General features: G+C 68.8%; 15 protein-coding genes and 1 riboswitch. Of the genes, 8 read left to right on the top strand and 7 right to left on the bottom strand.

The genetic code is table 11. The features are described 5' to 3' along the window. The 7 genes from ACT6XY_RS13145 to ACT6XY_RS13115 form a co-directional block, all read right to left on the bottom strand. Positions 1–1695 (bottom strand): tetratricopeptide repeat protein (locus ACT6XY_RS13145; RefSeq protein ID WP_444748775.1); only part of this gene is annotated, 1695 nt, incomplete at its 3' end. Between the two features lie 291 nt (positions 1696–1986). Beyond that, positions 1987–2658: an ATP-binding cassette domain-containing protein gene (locus ACT6XY_RS13140; RefSeq protein ID WP_444748774.1), complete on the bottom strand. Its 672-nt coding sequence runs from the start codon at positions 2656–2658 to the stop codon at positions 1987–1989. Continuing rightward, positions 2655–3356 (bottom strand): ABC transporter ATP-binding protein, encoded by a 702-nt coding sequence (locus ACT6XY_RS13135; protein ID WP_444748773.1) that lies wholly within the window; start codon positions 3354–3356, stop codon positions 2655–2657. Before ACT6XY_RS13135 ends, ACT6XY_RS13140 begins: the two co-directional genes overlap by 4 nt. Beyond that, positions 3356–4099, bottom strand: coding sequence for an ABC transporter ATP-binding protein (locus ACT6XY_RS13130; RefSeq protein WP_444748772.1), 744 nt, complete (start codon positions 4097–4099; stop codon positions 3356–3358). Before ACT6XY_RS13130 ends, ACT6XY_RS13135 begins: the two co-directional genes overlap by 1 nt. A gap of 3 nt (positions 4100–4102) precedes the next feature. Further along, on the bottom strand, positions 4103–5122 hold the full coding sequence (locus tag ACT6XY_RS13125; RefSeq protein ID WP_444748771.1) for a branched-chain amino acid ABC transporter permease: 1020 nt from the start codon (positions 5120–5122) through the stop codon (positions 4103–4105). Between the two features lies 1 nt (position 5123). After that, the gene (locus ACT6XY_RS13120) at positions 5124–6047 is read right to left on the bottom strand and encodes a branched-chain amino acid ABC transporter permease (protein ID WP_444748770.1); all 924 of its coding nucleotides are present in this window, start codon (positions 6045–6047) and stop codon (positions 5124–5126) included. 74 nt (positions 6048–6121) lie between these two features. Further along, positions 6122–7414, bottom strand: a complete 1293-nt coding sequence (locus ACT6XY_RS13115; RefSeq protein ID WP_444748769.1) for an ABC transporter substrate-binding protein — start codon at positions 7412–7414, stop codon at positions 6122–6124. A gap of 150 nt (positions 7415–7564) precedes the next feature. On the opposite strand from ACT6XY_RS13115, the gene ACT6XY_RS13110 reads away from it, so the two are divergent. The 8 genes from ACT6XY_RS13110 to ACT6XY_RS13075 all read left to right on the top strand — a co-directional run bounded on the left by ACT6XY_RS13110 (position 7565) and on the right by ACT6XY_RS13075 (position 15908). Beyond that, positions 7565–8401, top strand: coding sequence for a MurR/RpiR family transcriptional regulator (locus ACT6XY_RS13110; protein ID WP_444748768.1), 837 nt, complete (start codon positions 7565–7567; stop codon positions 8399–8401). A 23-nt stretch (positions 8402–8424) separates the two neighbouring features. Beyond that, on the top strand, positions 8425–9246 hold the full coding sequence (locus tag ACT6XY_RS13105) for an SDR family NAD(P)-dependent oxidoreductase (protein ID WP_444748767.1): 822 nt from the start codon (positions 8425–8427) through the stop codon (positions 9244–9246). A 160-nt stretch (positions 9247–9406) separates the two neighbouring features. Then, positions 9407–9605, top strand: a riboswitch (cobalamin riboswitch). Positions 9606–9636: 31 nt separating this feature from the next. Further along, the gene (locus ACT6XY_RS13100) at positions 9637–11808 is read left to right on the top strand and encodes a TonB-dependent receptor (RefSeq protein WP_444748766.1); all 2172 of its coding nucleotides are present in this window, start codon (positions 9637–9639) and stop codon (positions 11806–11808) included. Positions 11809–11834: 26 nt separating this feature from the next. Beyond that, entirely contained in the window at positions 11835–12716 is an 882-nt protein-coding gene (locus ACT6XY_RS13095; RefSeq protein WP_444748765.1) for an ABC transporter substrate-binding protein, read from the top strand. Continuing rightward, a complete protein-coding gene (locus ACT6XY_RS13090; RefSeq protein WP_444748764.1) occupies positions 12713–13732 on the top strand; it encodes a FecCD family ABC transporter permease in 1020 nt (339 codons plus the stop codon). The genes ACT6XY_RS13095 and ACT6XY_RS13090 overlap by 4 nt, the downstream gene beginning before the upstream one ends. Next, positions 13729–14481: an ABC transporter ATP-binding protein gene (locus tag ACT6XY_RS13085; protein ID WP_444748763.1), complete on the top strand. Its 753-nt coding sequence runs from the start codon at positions 13729–13731 to the stop codon at positions 14479–14481. The genes ACT6XY_RS13090 and ACT6XY_RS13085 overlap by 4 nt, the downstream gene beginning before the upstream one ends. Next, positions 14481–15476 (top strand): LLM class flavin-dependent oxidoreductase, encoded by a 996-nt coding sequence (locus ACT6XY_RS13080; protein WP_444748762.1) that lies wholly within the window; start codon positions 14481–14483, stop codon positions 15474–15476. The genes ACT6XY_RS13085 and ACT6XY_RS13080 overlap by 1 nt, the downstream gene beginning before the upstream one ends. Before the next feature lie 171 nt (positions 15477–15647). Further along, complete coding sequence (locus ACT6XY_RS13075; protein ID WP_444748761.1) at positions 15648–15908, top strand: hypothetical protein; 261 nt, start codon at positions 15648–15650, stop codon at positions 15906–15908. Positions 15909–15912: the final 4 nt, after the last annotated feature.

Raw genomic sequence — 15912 nt, 5'->3', positions numbered from 1 at the left:
CGTGAAGCGACCCGTGTTCGGGGCCGGAGCCGGAGGCGGGGCCGAAGCTGGGGGCGCTGGAGCCACGAACGCGGGCGCCGCCTGCGCGGATGGCGCCGGGGTGGCCGGCTGGCCGGTGAAGCGGCCGGTAGTGGCGGCCGGAGCCTGAGGCGCGGAGGGTTGAGCGGCCGTTGGTGCCGGCGCTGCAGCTGGCGCAGGAGCTGCCTGCGGCGTGGCGCCGGGGCAGAAGCGCTTGATCGCGTCGAGATAGACGAGCGCCTGGGCAAACCGGTTGTCACTCGGACCGAACTGGCGGAGTTCGGCGGCGATCGGGACCTGCAGGGTCCCTCGTGGCGTCTCGACGATGCGTTCGCCATAGACGCCGGCGCGATAGACGAACGCATCGCCGTCGCGGCTCAACAGCCCCCGCAAGCGGTTGAGATCGATGACGCGTCGTTGCAGCACCTGTCGCCGGCCGTTGCGCTGGCCAACCTCCTCGACAACCACCTCGGCGCAACTGCGGGCTTCCACCTCGTAGCGCCCCGGCCCGCCATCGGACGGCATGGACTCCCACTCGGCGCTTGCCTGGCTGGGCTTGTCGCGGCGGATGCGGGCGGCATCCGCGACCGAAAGCATGCCGAAAAAGCCTTCGGCGTTCAGCACCGCATCAGCGAGCGTCGTGGCCTCCGGCTGAACCTCGTCGAACCCCAGACCCTGCGACCGCCGGAAACGTGCCCAGTCCCGCGCCGTCAGGGCCTCCTCGTCGCCCGGCAGCAAGCGGACCGCCGCCTCGAGATCGGCGACGGCGCGTTCCCCTTCGTTGCGGCTGGCGAGCAGCCGCCCGCGTTCGAGCCTCGCCCAGCCATTGTCTCCGGCCTGGATGATGCGGTCGTAGACGGCGAGCGCCTCCTCGGCGCGCGAGAGCCGTGCCAGGATGCGGGCGCGATTGATCTGCGCCGTGATATTGCCCGGTTCCTGGGCGATGGCCCGCTCGTAATCGGCGAGCGCGGAGGCGAGGTCGCCGGTGCGTTCGCGGGCATGGCCGCGATTGCTGAGGGCGATGCCGTAGTTGCCGGTTTCCGATGGATTGGCCAGCACGGCATTGCAGCCGGCGATCTGGCGCGGCGCGTCGCTATCGTCCGCGCAATCCTGCCGCAGCTGCGCATAGTCGCGCGGGGGCGCCGCGATTGCCGTCAGCACGCGCTGGCCACGGGCCAGAAGTGCCGGGCCGTTGCCGAGGGGCGCAAGCAGAACCAGCGTCCGGGTGCGCTGCGCGTCCTGGACGGCATGGAGCACAACCTGGACCTCCGGCGTCTGGCCGCCGGAGCAGCGGATGTCGAAGGCGCCCCGTGTTCCGTCCGCAGACGCACCGGCGGGAATGGGCCGACGGTTGCAGAAGCGGTTGGGGCGGTGGAGCCCGCGCATGAACTCGGACGCCGTCCGATCCGGCGACATTGGCGGCGTCTGGTCGATCCACATCAGCCGGAACAGTGGCAGGGCGCTGTCGCCGGTTCGGCCAAGCAGCATGCCGCGGGCCTCGCCGGGAGCCAGCGTCACCCCGGCCAAGCCTGCACCCAGGGCACGCTGCGTGAAGTCGATCAGCGGGCAGTCTGAGGCAGATGTACAGTTCGGGAGTGGCTGGTTCTGGGGGACGGTTTGCGCGACTGCCAGAACAGGAACGGCGGCGAGCAATGCTGCAACCAACGGCAAGTACATGGCCGTGCCTCTCCTGAATCCTCTGCCGGGACCAGCGCCTCTGACGCAGAGGATTGGATGCTGTTTTCGCCCCTGGCTACGTCTCGCCGAACAACGCAAGGTCAATGCGCTGCGGTCCAAACGCCCGAGACCATTTCGTAGCTCAGTGAGCATGTCAAGTGCATGACGCGGGTGCGGGTGCCGTGGCACCGCTCGTCGAACCTCGACGGCTCATTTGGCCAGATTCACACGTAGCGAGCGCATTCGGGAGGCGGCCCGCATAGCACAGGCCGGGTGCGCATCTTCCGACACTCAGATTGTTGCCGGGCGGTTCCTCAGGCTCGGAAGATCACTCTCAATACTGGGGGCGAGGGCTGGGGCGACGTCCCCCAGATAGTGCCGGACGTCGGGCGAGGAGACGATGCCGGCGAAGTCGTCATGGGCCTGGACCTGCCCAGCGGAGACGAAGAGGAACCGGTCACAGATCTCGTTGAGGATGTCGAGCTGGAACGACGCCGTCGGATGCAGGCAGACGAAGACGAGGTGCCCTTCGGCCTTCAGCCGCCGGAAGAAATCCAGCATGAAGCCGATATAGCCGTCCTGGGTGTTGAACTGCGGTTCATCGAACAGGTGCACGAGCGGGTAGGCACTTCGGGCGCGTTGCTGCAGGAAGGCAGGCCGGGTGCGGCGGAACCGGCGCACCTGATAGGACTGATGGTAGTGGATGGCGAGCCGGTCGCGTTCGCGGGGCCTGACCTGATGGATGTCCTGCCCACTGACCAGAACGCGCCCTGCGCTGGGCGTATTGGAGCCGGCGATCATCTCGAACAAGGTGGTCTTGCCGGCGCCGTTCGGACCCATGACGCCGATGATCTCCGGGCCGTCGAAACGCCGGTCGACACGCAGGGTGAAGCTCGGCTCCCGGGCGAGAAGGCCGCGATACTCCTTGGCCAGCCCGTCGAGGGCGAGGATGGGCGCGCTCATTGCAGGCCTCCGAGCAGGCTTTGCTTCAGGGCATGATCGGCCGCCAGCTCCCTGGCGTCGCCCTGCCAGACGACATGCCCCCGCGAGAGGATGACAGCCCGATCCGCGACCGAAAGGGCGACGTCGGCGTTCTGCTCAACGACCACCGAGGCGATGCCTTCGGCCTTCAGCCGGCGGATCACGGCCATCACGTCCGAGACGATCTTGGGGGCGAGGCCCTGGCTCGGTTCGTCGAACAGGACGAGACCGGGGGAGCCGAGGAGAGCCCGGCCGATGGCCACCATCTGCATCTCGCCGCCGGACAGGGTCTCTGCCTCGCGCGCCATCAGGTACTTCAGCGCCGTGAAGATTTCCGTGACCTCATCGACCGACCAGCTGCGATAGGCCGTCGTCTTCACGCCGAGCGCGAGGTTCTTGGCGACCGTGAGGGTTGGGCAGAGCCGCCGATCGTCTGGCACCCAGCCGACGCCTGCGCGGGCGATGTCGTGGGTCTGCCAGGCCGTGATGACCTTGTCGCGGAACCGGATCTCCCCGCGCCGCGGTTTCGTCAGGCCGAGGACGGAGCGGATCAGGGTCGTCTTCCCCGCCCCGTTGGCGCCGAGCAGGGCGAGAACCTCGCCTGCGGCGACGGAGAGCGAGACGCCGAAGAGCGCCTGCGTCTCGCCGTGGAACGTGTCGATGCCACGGACCTCCAGCATCACGCCGCCTCCCCGAGCTTCGAGGCCTTGACCCAGGGATTGGCCATCAGCGCCTGCGGCGTGCCCTGCGCGATGACCTGTCCCCAATGGATGACGGAAATCTCGTCGGCGAGGGCGAACAGGAACTCCATGTCGTGCTCGATGATGACCATGGTGACGTCGCCCTTGAGCGCCCGGATGAGGTCGGCGAGGCGGGCCCGGCCGTCGGATCCGAGGCCGGCGGTCGGTTCGTCGAGGAACAGGAGCTTCGGCCTGGAGGCGAGAGCGACCGCAATCTCCAGCGCCCGCCGGGCGCCGTAGGGAAGCGCCTTCGCCGGATCGGCGGCGCGGCGGTGCAGCCCGACGCGCTCGAGGATCGCCATGGCCTCGTCTACCACCCGCGGATCGGCGTAGGCCTGCCCGAGAGGATCGGCGAACCGCGCGCGCGTCGCCGGCAGGGCGACCGCGACGTTCTCGAAGACGGAGAACTCGTCGAACAGGTTCATGAGCTGGAAGGACCGGGCGATGCCCCGGCGCGCGATCAGGTGGGGCTTCAGCCCGGTGATGTCCTCGCCGTCGAAGATGACCTGGCCGCGATCGGGCCGATAGCGGCCAGTCAGGACGTTGAAGCAGGTGGTCTTGCCGGCGCCGTTCGGGCCCATGATGCCCGACAGGCGCCCCTTCTCGAAGGCGAGAGAGATGTTCTCCAGGACGACACGGTCGCCGAAGCGCAGGTGGAGATTGCGGGCCTCGAACAGCGCCATGGCTCAGGCCCCCTTCCCTTCCGACATCGGAACCGGCGCGGGCACGACCGGCTCTTTCCGGCGCAGACTTTCGAAGAAGCCGGCGATTCCGTCCGGGCGGAACATGACGAGGATGACGAAGAGAAGCCCGAACCAGAGCATCCAGCTCGTCGTCCAGGCGCCGATCAGGTCGCGGGCCAGCAGGAAGACCACGACGCCGATCACCGGCCCCCAGTAGGAGACGAGACCTCCGCCCACGAGCGTCATCATCACGATGTAGCCGGAATAGTGCAGGCTCATCACGTCGGGGAATGCCGAGCGCTGGGCCATGGCGAAAAGACCGCCGGCGAGCCCCGAGAGTGCCGCGGAGATGACGATCGTCGCGAACTTGGCGGTCCAGACGTCGTAGCCGACGAAACGCGCGCGCTCCTCGTTCTGCTTGATGGCCTTCACCACCCGTCCGAAGGGCGAGTGCACGATCCGCCACAGCGCGAGCGAAACGATGACGAAGACCGCGAAGACCGCATAGTAGAGCGCCACATTGCTCTCGGTCGGGAACGCCGCAATGCCGATGTCCATCGGCAGGCGGGCAATCTTCAGAAGCCCGTCCTCGCCGCCGGTGACGGCATGGGCCTTCATGGCGATGAACCAGAAGACCTGGCCGAAGGCGATGGTCATGAGCGAGAAATAGATGCCGCGCCGGTGGGAGATGAACAGCGCAACCAGCGCGCCGGCGAGCCCTGCCGCCATGAGCGCCGCCAGCATGCAAACCCAGAGGTTGGCGGCGATGTTGAACTGGGCGAGGCCGAAGGCATAGGCGCCGATCCCGAAGAAGGCACCGTGCCCGAAGGACGGCAGGCCCGCATGGCCGAGGACGAGGTTGAAGGCCAGGGCATAGGTGGCCCAGATCAGGATCTCGACGCCGAGATACTGGTAGAGCCCGACCTTCTCGATCCACAGCGGAAGGCTGGCCAGCAGCGCCCAGGTGATCAGCATGGTCGGCGTGAAGGTCTGGACCGTGGTCCGGGGGGGCGGCGCGATCATGTCAGGCCTCCAGAGCGCTCTTCTTGCCGAACAGGCCGCGGGCCCGGAACGTAACGACCGCAATCAGCAGCAGGTACATCGACAGCAGGGACCATTCGGAGGCGTAGGCGCCCGACAAGCCGACGACCATGCCGACGAGCAGTCCCGCCAGGACGGCCCCCCAGAACGAGCCGACGCCGCCGAGGACGATCACCAGGAAGGCCGGCACCACCGCATCCACGCCCATGTGCGGCCGGATGCCCCAGATCGGCGCCATGATGACGCCGGCGAGCGCCGCCAGCATCGTGCCGAAGATGAAGACACCCGTCCTGAGCCGGCCGATGTCGATGCCCAGAGCCTGGACGATCTCGGTGTCGTGCGCGCCGGCCTTCACCATCGCGCCGAAGCGGGTGCGCTCGACGATCAACCAGACCGCGGCGATGGCGGCCACAGCGAAGGCCGCGGCCCAGAACCGGTAGCGCGACCAGATCAGGTCGAGGAAGAAGAAGCCTCCGGACAGGTCGCGCGGCACCGGAAGCGTGTAGTCCCGCGTGCCCCAGACGGTGCGGATCAGGTCCTCCAGCACCATCGCGATGCCGAAGGTCAGCAGCAGGCCATAGAGCGGGTCCTTGCCGTATGTCCTGCGCATCAGCCGCTCGATCAGCGCCCCGAAGGGTGCGACGAGGACGGGCGCGAGAACGAGCGCGGCCAGGTAGCGCCAACCGAGCGGCACCGCCGCCCAGGCCTGCAGCATGTCCGGCGGGATCGGCAGGCGCGGGGTGGCAATGGCATAGGCGAAATAGGCGCCGAGCGCGAAGAGCGAACCATGGGCGAGATTGATCTGCTCCATGAGGCCAAGGATCAGCATGAAGCCGAGCGCGATCAGGGCGAACAGGAGACCCAGCGTCAGCCCGTTCACCAGATGGGGCATGAGGTTCAGAATCATCGGGGAAGCCCGTCTGCTGCAAGGACGTGCGGGCGGCTGCGCGCCGCCCGCATGGGCGTTGATCAGCGGGCGAGCTACATCTCGTAGCTGGGCAGCTGCTCGAACGGCGTCAGCTTGCACTTGCCCGGAGCGGCATCGTCGAGGGCGCTCTGCGGCGGCGTCTGGCTGAGGATCTCGTAGAGGTCCGTGGGGTCAGCCGGCTTCGGGTTGCGCTTGGCGAGATAGATCGTCTGCTGCACCTGGTGCGTCACCGGGTCGATATAGGCATCGAAATGCTGCATCCGGTCGGCTGCGCTCATCGTGTGACCCTCGAGCGCCCGGATGACCTTGGCGTTGTTGGTCGAGCCGGCCCGCTCGACGGCCCGCAGCAGCTCACGCGTCGCCATGTAGCCGTTGTAGGAGACGTTGCCCGGCACCGGGATGGGTGAACGGGGGAAGGCCGCCTTCCACCGCTTGACGAAGTCCTCGACGCCCGGCAGCGGCAGCTTGTGGTACCAGGTGGTGCCGAAGACGCCGAACAGGCTCTCCGGCGCGCCCCAGATGTCCGGCCAGTCCTGCTGGTTGTTGATCCAGGCCGTTCGCTCCTCGAGCCTGAGGTCGGTGATCTGCTGCCGCAGAGCCTTGATGTCGTCGCCGCCGATGGCGGTCGCCACCACGTCGGGCCGGATCTGCTGCACCTTCAGCAGGTAGGACGTGAAGTCACGGGTGTTCTGCGGCACCAGGAGATTGTCGACGATCTGGCCGCCGGCCGCCTCCACCAATGCCTTGGTCGACGCCGAGGTCGTGTGGCCCCAGACGTAGTCGTTGGTCAGCAGCAGCCACTTCTTGCCGATGCGCTCGACGGCGTTCTTCACCGCTGCCTTGGAGAAGTTGGTGCCGTTGCCGTCCCAGACGAACTTGACGCGCGCGCAGTTCTCTCCCGCCTCGCTCGGGGCGGAGGAGTTGGTGTTCATGTAGATCGTCCCGGTCTTGGCGGCGACCTGGGTGATGGCGTTGGCGACGCCCGAGTGCACGGCTCCCAGCAGGAAGGCACACTGCTCCTGGGCGATGAACCGCTCGGCCACGCGGGTCGCCGTCGCCGGATTGGTCTCGGTGTCGGCGGTGATCCATTCGACCTTGCGGCCGAGGACGCCGCCTTTGGCGTTGAATTCGTCGATGGCCATGCGCATGCCGAGCAGATCGTCCTGCCCGCTGTTGCCGTACTGCCCCGACGCATCGCAGGTGAGGCCGAGCTTGATCGGCTTCGGGCCCTGCGCAAAGGCCCGGTTGTGGGCCCAGGGCCCGAAGAAGCTGGCCGTCCCGCCGAGGGCTGCGGCCATGAGGCTGCCCTTCATGACGCCACGCCGCGAAATGCGCTTCCCGCTCATCGTCTCCTCCCTGAGACCCGGGCGATTTTCGCCCTTGTTGTCGATAGAATGAACATTCCATTTGACATTGTAAAGCGGAATAGTTGATCCATTTGACGGAACGTGACACCTCCCGCCGTGGCTGCGCCCCGCAGCATGGAGCCTTCCGGAATGACCTCCGCCCCTCCGGCCCCCGCGACCTATGACGAGCTGCGCAGCCTGATCGCGCAGCGCCATCGCGCGCTGCCCGGTCGCCTGCGCCAGATCGCCGAATTCGTGCTGGACCATCCGACGGACGTGGCTCTGGGAACGGTCGCGGAGGTCGCGGAGCGAACGGGCGTCCAGCCCTCGGCGATCGTCCGGTTTGCCCATGCCATCGGCTTCAACGGCTTCAGCGACATGCAGCAGGTCTTCCGCTCGCGCCTGATCGCCGGGGTGGCGCCGAGCTACAAGTCGCGCCTCGCGCGCATGCGCGCCGACGAGAAATCCGACTTGGGTCGTCGGCCAGGCGCCGTGCTGAACCGGTTCGTCAACGAGGCCCATGCGGCCCTCGACACACTGCGCGATGCGATCTCCGAGCCTGACATCGAGGCCTCCATCGCCATCCTGGCGAGGGCGCGGGACATCTACCTTCTTGGCCTCGGCGGCTCCTATCCGGTCGTTGCGCACCTCGCCTACGTGCTGCGCAAGCTCGGGCGGCGCGTGGTCGTGCTTGACGGTATCGGCGGCAGCATCGGGGAGCAGTCTCATGCGGCGACCGGAGAGGACGCCCTGATCGCCGTGTCGTTCCGCAACTACTATCCCGACACCGCCCGGCTCTTTCCCGAGCTCGTCGCGCGCGGCGTTCCCGCCATCGCCATCACAGACAGCCTGCTCGGCCCCATCACCGAAGGTGCCTCCGTCGTGTTCGAGATCCACGACATGCCTGAGCCGGCGCTGCGGACCCTGGTCGCCCCCATGTGCCTCGTGCAGGCCATCGCGGTCGGCCTCAGCCTGACCGACGAATGATACTGCCCTCACGAGGACACGCCATGACGACCACGATCGACCGGCCGCTCGCCGGCAAGACGGCCCTGGTGACGGGAGCCGGCCGCGGCCTCGGCCGCGCCTTCGCCGAACGACTCGCGGCCCTCGGTGCCGGGATCGCGCTCCACGGCATGCGGGAGAACGGGCCAGCCGAATATGGCGAAGGCACGACCCTCACCGCCGTGGCGGAGGAGGTCGCCGGCACCCACGGCGTGCCCACCGTCCGCCTTCTCGGCGACCTGACCCGTCCCGAGGATATCGCCCGGGTCGTCGGCGAGGCGGAGGCGCGGCTCGGCGCGGTCGACATCCTCGTCCACAATGCCGGCGGCGACATCGCCGCACGCGGCGGCAAGCCCGACCCGAACGATGCGGTTGGCATCAGCGAGGAGGACGTGCGGGCCGTGATCGACCGCAACCTGATTTCCACCATCCTCGTCTGCCAGGCCGTCGCCGCGCGGATGATGGCCCGTCGCAGCGGCCGCATCGTCACCATCGGGTCGGTCGCCGCCTTTAAAGGGCGCACCAACGGCGCGATCTATGCCACCGCCAAGGCGGGCGTCACCCACTACACCCGCTGCCTCGCCGACCAGCTCCGCCCCTACGACATCACGGTCAACTGCATCGCCCCCGGCGACACGCGCACCGGCCGCTTTCTCGGGACGCGCGCCGTCGATCCCGCGCGCCTCGCCGAGGACGGCACCCTCGACCGGATCGCCACCGTCGACGAGGTGGCGCGTCTGGTGGAGGTCTTCGCCGGGCCTCTCGGCGCCTTCGTTTCCGGGCAGGTCCTGAGGGTCGACGGCGGGGCGCAGGCCTGGCCGGCCTGACCCGCCCATGAGAAACTCTTCCGCCCTTGGCAGCTATGCTTGGCCAAGAGCGGCATACCCCCTCCCCTCGCGAAACGCATGAGCCGCGAACATCTTGTTATATGTAATGTTATAATATAACTATGTCATTAGATGGCCTTGCCAGTTCCGGCTCGGGCCTGTTCGTGTGTGCGTCTTCGGTGCTCCCGTGAGGGAGTGAAACGGGAATGTGGTGCGGACCTTCGGGTCCAAGGCCACGGCTGCCCCCGCAACTGTAAGCGGCGAGTGCTCCTCGCATGTCCACTGGCCCGAGGGCCGGGAAGGGCGATGGAGCGCAATGACCCGCGAGCCAGGAGACCGGCCGAGGACGTGTGCAACCCTGTTCCGGCGGTGGGCCGGAAGGAGACATCGATGTCGTTTCTCGTCCGCGGGCGCCAGCCGGCTGCCTCGCTCGTTGCCCTTTTCTGCGTCGCATCCTCCCCGGCATGGTCGCAGGACAGGACGGCCGGACCGACCATCCTCGACGAAATCGTCGTCACCTCGACCGGGCGTCCCGAGCCCCGCAGCCGCATCACCGGCACCGTCCAGGTTCTCGACAGCGAGGCCATCGCTCGCTCCAGTGCCCGCTCGGTGACCGAGCTCATGGCGGAGAACGCCGTCGGCTTCTTCTCCGAATGGAGCCCCGGGCAGACCTCCATCAACATCCGCGGCGGCGCCACAGACGGCCAGGGCAAGGATTTCCGCAGCCAGGTCCTCGTCCTCATCAACGGGCGCCGCGCCGGCACCGCCAACATCTCCAAGCTCTCGCCTGCCGATGTGGAGCGCATCGAGGTGATTCGTGGGCCGGCCTCGGTGATCTACGGGTCGGGCGCCATGGGCGGTGTCGTCAACATCATCCTGCGCAACGGCCGCAACACCGCCGGCAGCGCCGCCGAGACCCAAGGCGGCTCCTGGGGCCTCCTGCAGGGGCGCGCCCACACCGCCGGCCAGCGCGGCCCGACGGACTATTACATCGGCCTGTCCGGCGGGCGCCGCGACAGCTACGCGTCGGGAGCCGGTGGCGGCCTGATGGCAAACACGCAATGGCAGCGCCTCGGCGTCACCGGCGCGTTCGGCCACCAGCTGAACGACCTCAACCGCATCGACGTCACCCTGCGCTCCGACGGCATCTACGACGCGGGGTTCCGCGGCTCGTCCTGGAGCACGTTCAACCGCGACCAGCGCACCAACGCCTCGTTCGACTTCGTCTACTCGGGCCGGACTGCCTCAGATGTCGCCCGGTGGGCCTCGCACAGCTACCTCGTCGAGGACCAGGACATCTTCCGCTGGGCCTCGCGCAGCGGCGGCACGCGCCTCGACATCAACCGCCGCCACCTGACCATCATGGGGACAAAGCTCGAGCCCATCTTCAGCCTCTTCCCCGGCAATGAACTGCTGCTCGGCCTCAACCTCGAGCGCAGCTGGCTGAGGTCCGCACGCTACCGGGAGGCGATCGCCCCGCCCTACACCATGGCCCAGGTGGCGCCGCAGGATGCGAACCAGACCGATTCGCTGATGGCCTTCTATGCCGAAAACAGCCAGCGGCTCTTCGACGACAGGATCGTCCTGCGGGCCGGGCTTCGTCATACCCGCGGCTCCACCAGCTTCGATCCGACGCCGAACCTCGCCAACCAGCAATCCGGGTCGCGGCCCTATACGGCGACCACCTACACGGTGGGCGGCACCGTGAGGGCCACGGAGCACCTGAGCTTCCGGACGGGCGTGTCGACCGGCTTCCGCGCTCCGACCGCGACGGAGCTCGCCGGCGACTACACCGTCCTCGCCGGCGGGCAGATCTTCGGCAACCCCAACCTGCGTCCCGAAACCAGCCGCCAGTACGAGATCGGTGGTACCTTCTCGTGGAACGGGCTGAACATCGACGCGGCGCTGTTCCAGAACACGATCTCGCACCGGATCATCTCGCAGCGGCGCGCCGGAGCCCTGAACGTCTCCGACTACGTCAACAATCCCGGCGACATCGTCATCCGCGGTGTCGAACTCCAGGCGAGCCTCGACGTCCTGCGCGCGTTCTCAGCCCGGCCCAATGGCTGGCACTGGTCGGTCTTCGCCAACGGCGGCTACAATTTCGACATGCGCGACTTCGGCGCCGCGACCACCGCCAACTCGCGCCAGGTGCAGCGCGCCTACAAGTACCAGGCGTCCATCGGCACCCGCTTCGGCCAGCGGACGGGTGTCGACATCCCTTGGACCTTCTCGGTCACCGGCATTCTGCGCGGACCGATCTGGTACGACACCGAGGAAACCCTGGTGATCCCCGCCGGCGAGCCGTCCAGTTCCTACATCCACCAGAAGCCGGCGTTCTGGGTGTGGAACGCACGTCTTGAAGGCGAGCTGCGCAAGGGGCTGACCGCCTACGTGGCGATGAACAACATCTTCAACGTCAACCAGCACGCGCTGTTCATCGCGCTCGACCAGCAGCCCTTCATCGGCAACGCCTCGGTGTCGAACACGAACGGCATCGGCAACATGGGCAACTCGATGCCGGGCCGCGAGATCGTCGTCGGTCTCAAGGCCGCGTTCTGACAGCGATGACGAACCGCCGAGGTTTCATGATGGGTCTCGGTGCGGCCGGGGCCCTGCTCGCCGCGCCTGCCGCCGGGTCGGAGGCGATCGTCGATGCGCTGGGGCGGCGAGTGGTGCTCGATCGCCCGCCCCGGCGGATCATTCCGATCTTCGCGTCCAACACCGAACTGGTGGTGGCCGCCGGCCTTGCGGAGAGGATCGTCGGCGTGGAGGCCTACACGCGCTTTCCCCGCGAGATCGCCAACCTGCCTCAGGTCGGCGGGCGCCTCGGCTTCTCCGTCGACCGCGTCGCCATGCTCAGGCCGGATCTGGTCATCGTGACGCCGGCCCGCCAGGCGGTCCACCAGCTCGTCGATCCGCTGGAGAGGCTCGGCATCCCGGTCATGGTGCTGACGCATCCCACCATCGCGGCGGTCCTCGCCAATCTGCGGCTCGTGTCTCGCGTCGGCGGTGTGGAGGCTCATGGCGATGCCGTCGCCCGCCGTCTGGAGGCGCGTCTGGCCGCCATTGCGGCACTGCATGCGTCACGGCCGAGGCCGCGGGCCCTGATGGTCACGGGCAGGGTCGCCAATGGGCTGCTGCTCGTGGCCCGGCCGGACACCTACACGGCCGATGCCGCGCGGGCCGCAGGAACGCGCGACGCGCTGGCGGGTCCGCGCCACCTGCCGCAGGTCTCGCCGGAAGCGGTGCTGCGCGCCGATCCGGACTGTGTGCTTTTCGCCGGGCCGGAGGAAGCGATGCGCGAGGTTTTTGACGGATCAGCCTGGTCCGGCTTGCGGGCGCGGCGCGACGGGCGGCTCTTCGCCGTCAACCGTGCGGAGTTCCTCATTCCCGGTCCCCGCGTCGTCGACGGCATCGAGAGGCTTGGTGCACGGCTCGCCGCCATCAGCTGGGACGGCCCCACGTGACCGCCGGCACGACGCCTCCGGAACAGGGCCTGACGCGCCGGGTTGCGGCCCTTCTCGCCCTCGGCCTCGCTGTTGCGGTGGCGGTGGGGCTGGCGGCCGGTCACGAATGGGCCTCGCCGGCGCGCCTTGCCGCGGCACTTGCCGGGGACCGCTCGCTCGAGAGCCGCCTCATTATGGACTGGCGACTGCCGCGCGTTCTGGCCGCGGCGTCCCTCGGCGCCCTGCTGGGCGTCGGCGGCTGCCTCTTCCAGGGCCTGTTCCGCAATCCTCTGGCGGAACCCTATCTGCTCGGCTCGGCCGGCGGCGCTGCGGCCGGAGCCACCATCGCGCTCCTCGTCCCCCTCGGCGTTCCGCAGGTTCTCGTCCTGCCCGTCCTGGCCTTCCTCGGCGCCTGGGGGGCCACCGTCATCGTCCTGATGATCGGGCGTGTTTCCGGCGTCATGGACGCGGCCGGCCTGCTGCTGGCAGGCATTGCCGTGGCGGCCATCCTCGGTGCGCTCCGCTCGTTCCTGATGCTGGCCCTGTCCGACGAGACGGTCAGCCTTCAGGTGGTGCTGAGCTGGGTGCTCGGCGGCATCCAGACGCCTGGCCCGACCGGGCTCGCCGTGCTCGCGGCGCTCACTGCGGGCTGCCTTGCCCTCGCACTCGTGACGGCGCGCGGGCTCGACCTTCTCGGTCTCGGCGAGGACATGGCGCGCGGCTTCGGTCTCGATGTCGACCGCTTCGTCTCCCTGGCGATCCTCGCCGGCTCCGTCATCGTCGCCGTCGCCGTCGCCTTCGGCGGGCTCGTCGCCTTCGTCGGCCTCGCTGCCCCCCATATCGGCCGCAGCCTGGTCGGACCGCGCCACCGCCCGCTCATCGTCGCCTCCGCCCTCATCGGGGCGATCGCCGTGGTCCTCGCGGATGCCCTGGCGCGCGCGGCGCTGCCTCCGGCGGAAATCCCGCTCGGGCTCGTCACCGCTGTGGCCGGCGGCCCGTTCTTCCTCCTGTTGCTGATGCGGCGGATGCGGCCATGATCGGCATCGAGGTTCTCGCGCTGACCCTCAGACGCGCCGGAAGGCCGATCCTCGCGGATGTCGCGCTGACGATCCCGGAGCGGGGCCTGGTCGGGATCCTCGGTCCCAACGGCGCGGGCAAATCCACCCTTGCCCGGCTGCTCGCGGGCCAGCCCGGCGCCCACGAGGGCACGATCCGCATCGGCGGCGCGGATGCCGCGAGCATGCCCGCGGATCTGCGGGCAGCCATGATCGGGTACATTCCGCAAGCCTTCTCACCGCATTGGGAGATCAGCGCCCGCATGCTGGTGGAGATGGGGGCTGCGCGCCGCCCAGGACTACCGGCCGGCGCCGTGGCAGATGCCCTCGTCGAGGCAGGTCTTGCCGGCCAGGCCGACCGCGCTTGGTCGACCCTCTCCGGAGGCGAGCGGGCGCGGGCCCTGTTCGCGGCCGTCACCGTCGCCGACCCCCCGGTCCTGGTGGCGGACGAACCGGGGGCGAGCCTCGACATCCGCCATCGCCTTCACCTGATGCGCCGCCTCGCCGACCGCGGCCGGAACCGTCTCGTCATCGTGGTGCTGCACGACATCGAACTGGCGACGGCGTGGTGCGACCGCCTCGTGGTCATGGATGCGGGCCGCATCGTCGCGGATGGCGCCGCAGCCGACATCGCGCGGTCAGCCGTGCTGCCGACCGTCTTCGACGTGCCCTTCGAAATCGTGGAAGCCGGCGGCGTCACCGTCGCCCGCCCGCGTTCGGGGAGGGTCTGATGCGCATCGACCTCGCCGGATGGACGCGCGAAGCGACCGACATGGACCACCGGTCGTTCCTCTCGATCTTCGAGGAGGCGGACCGGCTCGGCTTCGACGGGGTCTGGTTCAACGAGTTCCATTTCCACCAGCCCCGCATCCCCTACCCCTCGCCTCACCTGCTGGCCGCCGCGATCCTGGCGCGGACCGAGCGGCTGCGGGTGGGCACCTCCATCCTCGTGCTGCCGCTGCACCATCCCCTGCTGCTGGCGGAGGAGATCGGCCAGCTCGACCACCAGAGTGGCGGCAGGATCGACGTGGGCATCGGCCGCGGCACGGCCCCGGAGACCTTCGCGACCCTCGGGGTGCCCCGCGAGGAGGCGCGGGCGCGCTTCGAGACGGGCTTCCACCTGCTGCGTCAGGCCCTTTCGACCGGCAGCGCGTCGTCCGACCGGGGTCCCTGGCGATTCTCCGAGACCATCGTCGGGCCCCGCCCGGTCCAGACGCCCCACCCGCCGATCTATGTCGCCGGCTCCACGCCGGAGACGCTCGGCTTTGCCGTCACCAACGACCTGCCCCTGCTGTTCAGCCTGGAGCCTCCGGAGGGCCGCCAACTCGACGTGCTGCGGGCCATCGGAGATGAACGGGTGCCATCGGTGATCGCCCGATCGTCTCTCTCGCGCTACGTCGTCATCGGACGCACGACGGCGGCTGCGGCCGGGCAGCTCGAACCGCTCCTCGCCGGCCTCGACCAGCGACGCCGGCGCTTCGCCCTCCAGCAGGGCCGCGAGGTACCTGCGGTGGATCGGGACACCCTCCTGGCGCAGCGGTTCATCTGGGGGAACCCGGCCGATTGTCTCGCGGCGATCCGCGATCTCGGCGCCAGAACGGGCATCGGCGCCCTGCGCTGCGTGTTCAACGGCAATGGCGTGCTCGATCCTGCCGCGGCCCTGGCGATGATGCGGCTTTTCGCCGAGGCCGTATTGCCGTCGCTCGGGCTGCCTGAAAGGTCGTGAGGCCCGCGGATATCCGAGGCCGCGACGGCAGGGGCGGCCGTCTCACAGCGTGTGCGATCGCCAAAACTCCGGCTATCGACAACGGCCAGCTTCCCCAAACACCCGGGCTGCGCCGAAGGCATATTGGAACAGGGAGGACCGGGGTCTGTTGGTCAGGCAGAGGAGCCCTCCATGGCCGATGCAGACCGCGAACAGCCCCCCACCGTCGAGCAAACCGACCGCACGGTTCGGCGTGGATTATCCGGAACGATGTGGATCGTCGCCGCGATCGGGCTGGTGCTGCTGGCGGGGATGGCGATGTTCGGCACGTCCGGAACCCGGACCACCGGGTCGCCCGCGACGACGAACGAGCCTGCGTCGACGCCCGGCCGCACCACGCCGCCGGGCCAGACGGGCGAGGTTCCCGGCTCGCAGTCACCGGTCCAGCGCTAAAGCG

This window comes from Phreatobacter sp. (genome assembly GCF_052440005.1).
Lineage (GTDB): Bacteria > Pseudomonadota > Alphaproteobacteria > Rhizobiales > Phreatobacteraceae > Phreatobacter.
This window is presented reverse-complemented; position numbering and strand designations above follow the sequence as displayed.

Bases quoted from the DNA above. Each gene is read 5' to 3' on its own strand.
- ACT6XY_RS13140 (WP_444748774.1), bottom strand. From the start codon at position 2,658: ATGAGCGCGCCCATCCTCGCCCTCGACGGGCTGGCCAAGGAGTATCGC.
- ACT6XY_RS13135 (WP_444748773.1), bottom strand. From the start codon at position 3,356: ATGCTGGAGGTCCGTGGCATCGACACGTTCCACGGCGAGACGCAGGCG.
- ACT6XY_RS13130 (WP_444748772.1), bottom strand. From the start codon at position 4,099: ATGGCGCTGTTCGAGGCCCGCAATCTCCACCTGCGCTTCGGCGACCGT.
- ACT6XY_RS13125 (WP_444748771.1), bottom strand. From the start codon at position 5,122: ATGATCGCGCCGCCCCCCCGGACCACGGTCCAGACCTTCACGCCGACC.
- ACT6XY_RS13120 (WP_444748770.1), bottom strand. From the start codon at position 6,047: ATGATTCTGAACCTCATGCCCCATCTGGTGAACGGGCTGACGCTGGGT.
- ACT6XY_RS13115 (WP_444748769.1), bottom strand. From the start codon at position 7,414: ATGAGCGGGAAGCGCATTTCGCGGCGTGGCGTCATGAAGGGCAGCCTC.
- ACT6XY_RS13110 (WP_444748768.1), top strand. From the start codon at position 7,565: ATGACCTCCGCCCCTCCGGCCCCCGCGACCTATGACGAGCTGCGCAGC.
- ACT6XY_RS13105 (WP_444748767.1), top strand. From the start codon at position 8,425: ATGACGACCACGATCGACCGGCCGCTCGCCGGCAAGACGGCCCTGGTG.
- ACT6XY_RS13100 (WP_444748766.1), top strand. From the start codon at position 9,637: ATGTCGTTTCTCGTCCGCGGGCGCCAGCCGGCTGCCTCGCTCGTTGCC.
- ACT6XY_RS13095 (WP_444748765.1), top strand. From the start codon at position 11,835: ATGATGGGTCTCGGTGCGGCCGGGGCCCTGCTCGCCGCGCCTGCCGCC.
- ACT6XY_RS13085 (WP_444748763.1), top strand. From the start codon at position 13,729: ATGATCGGCATCGAGGTTCTCGCGCTGACCCTCAGACGCGCCGGAAGG.
- ACT6XY_RS13080 (WP_444748762.1), top strand. From the start codon at position 14,481: ATGCGCATCGACCTCGCCGGATGGACGCGCGAAGCGACCGACATGGAC.
- ACT6XY_RS13075 (WP_444748761.1), top strand. From the start codon at position 15,648: ATGGCCGATGCAGACCGCGAACAGCCCCCCACCGTCGAGCAAACCGAC.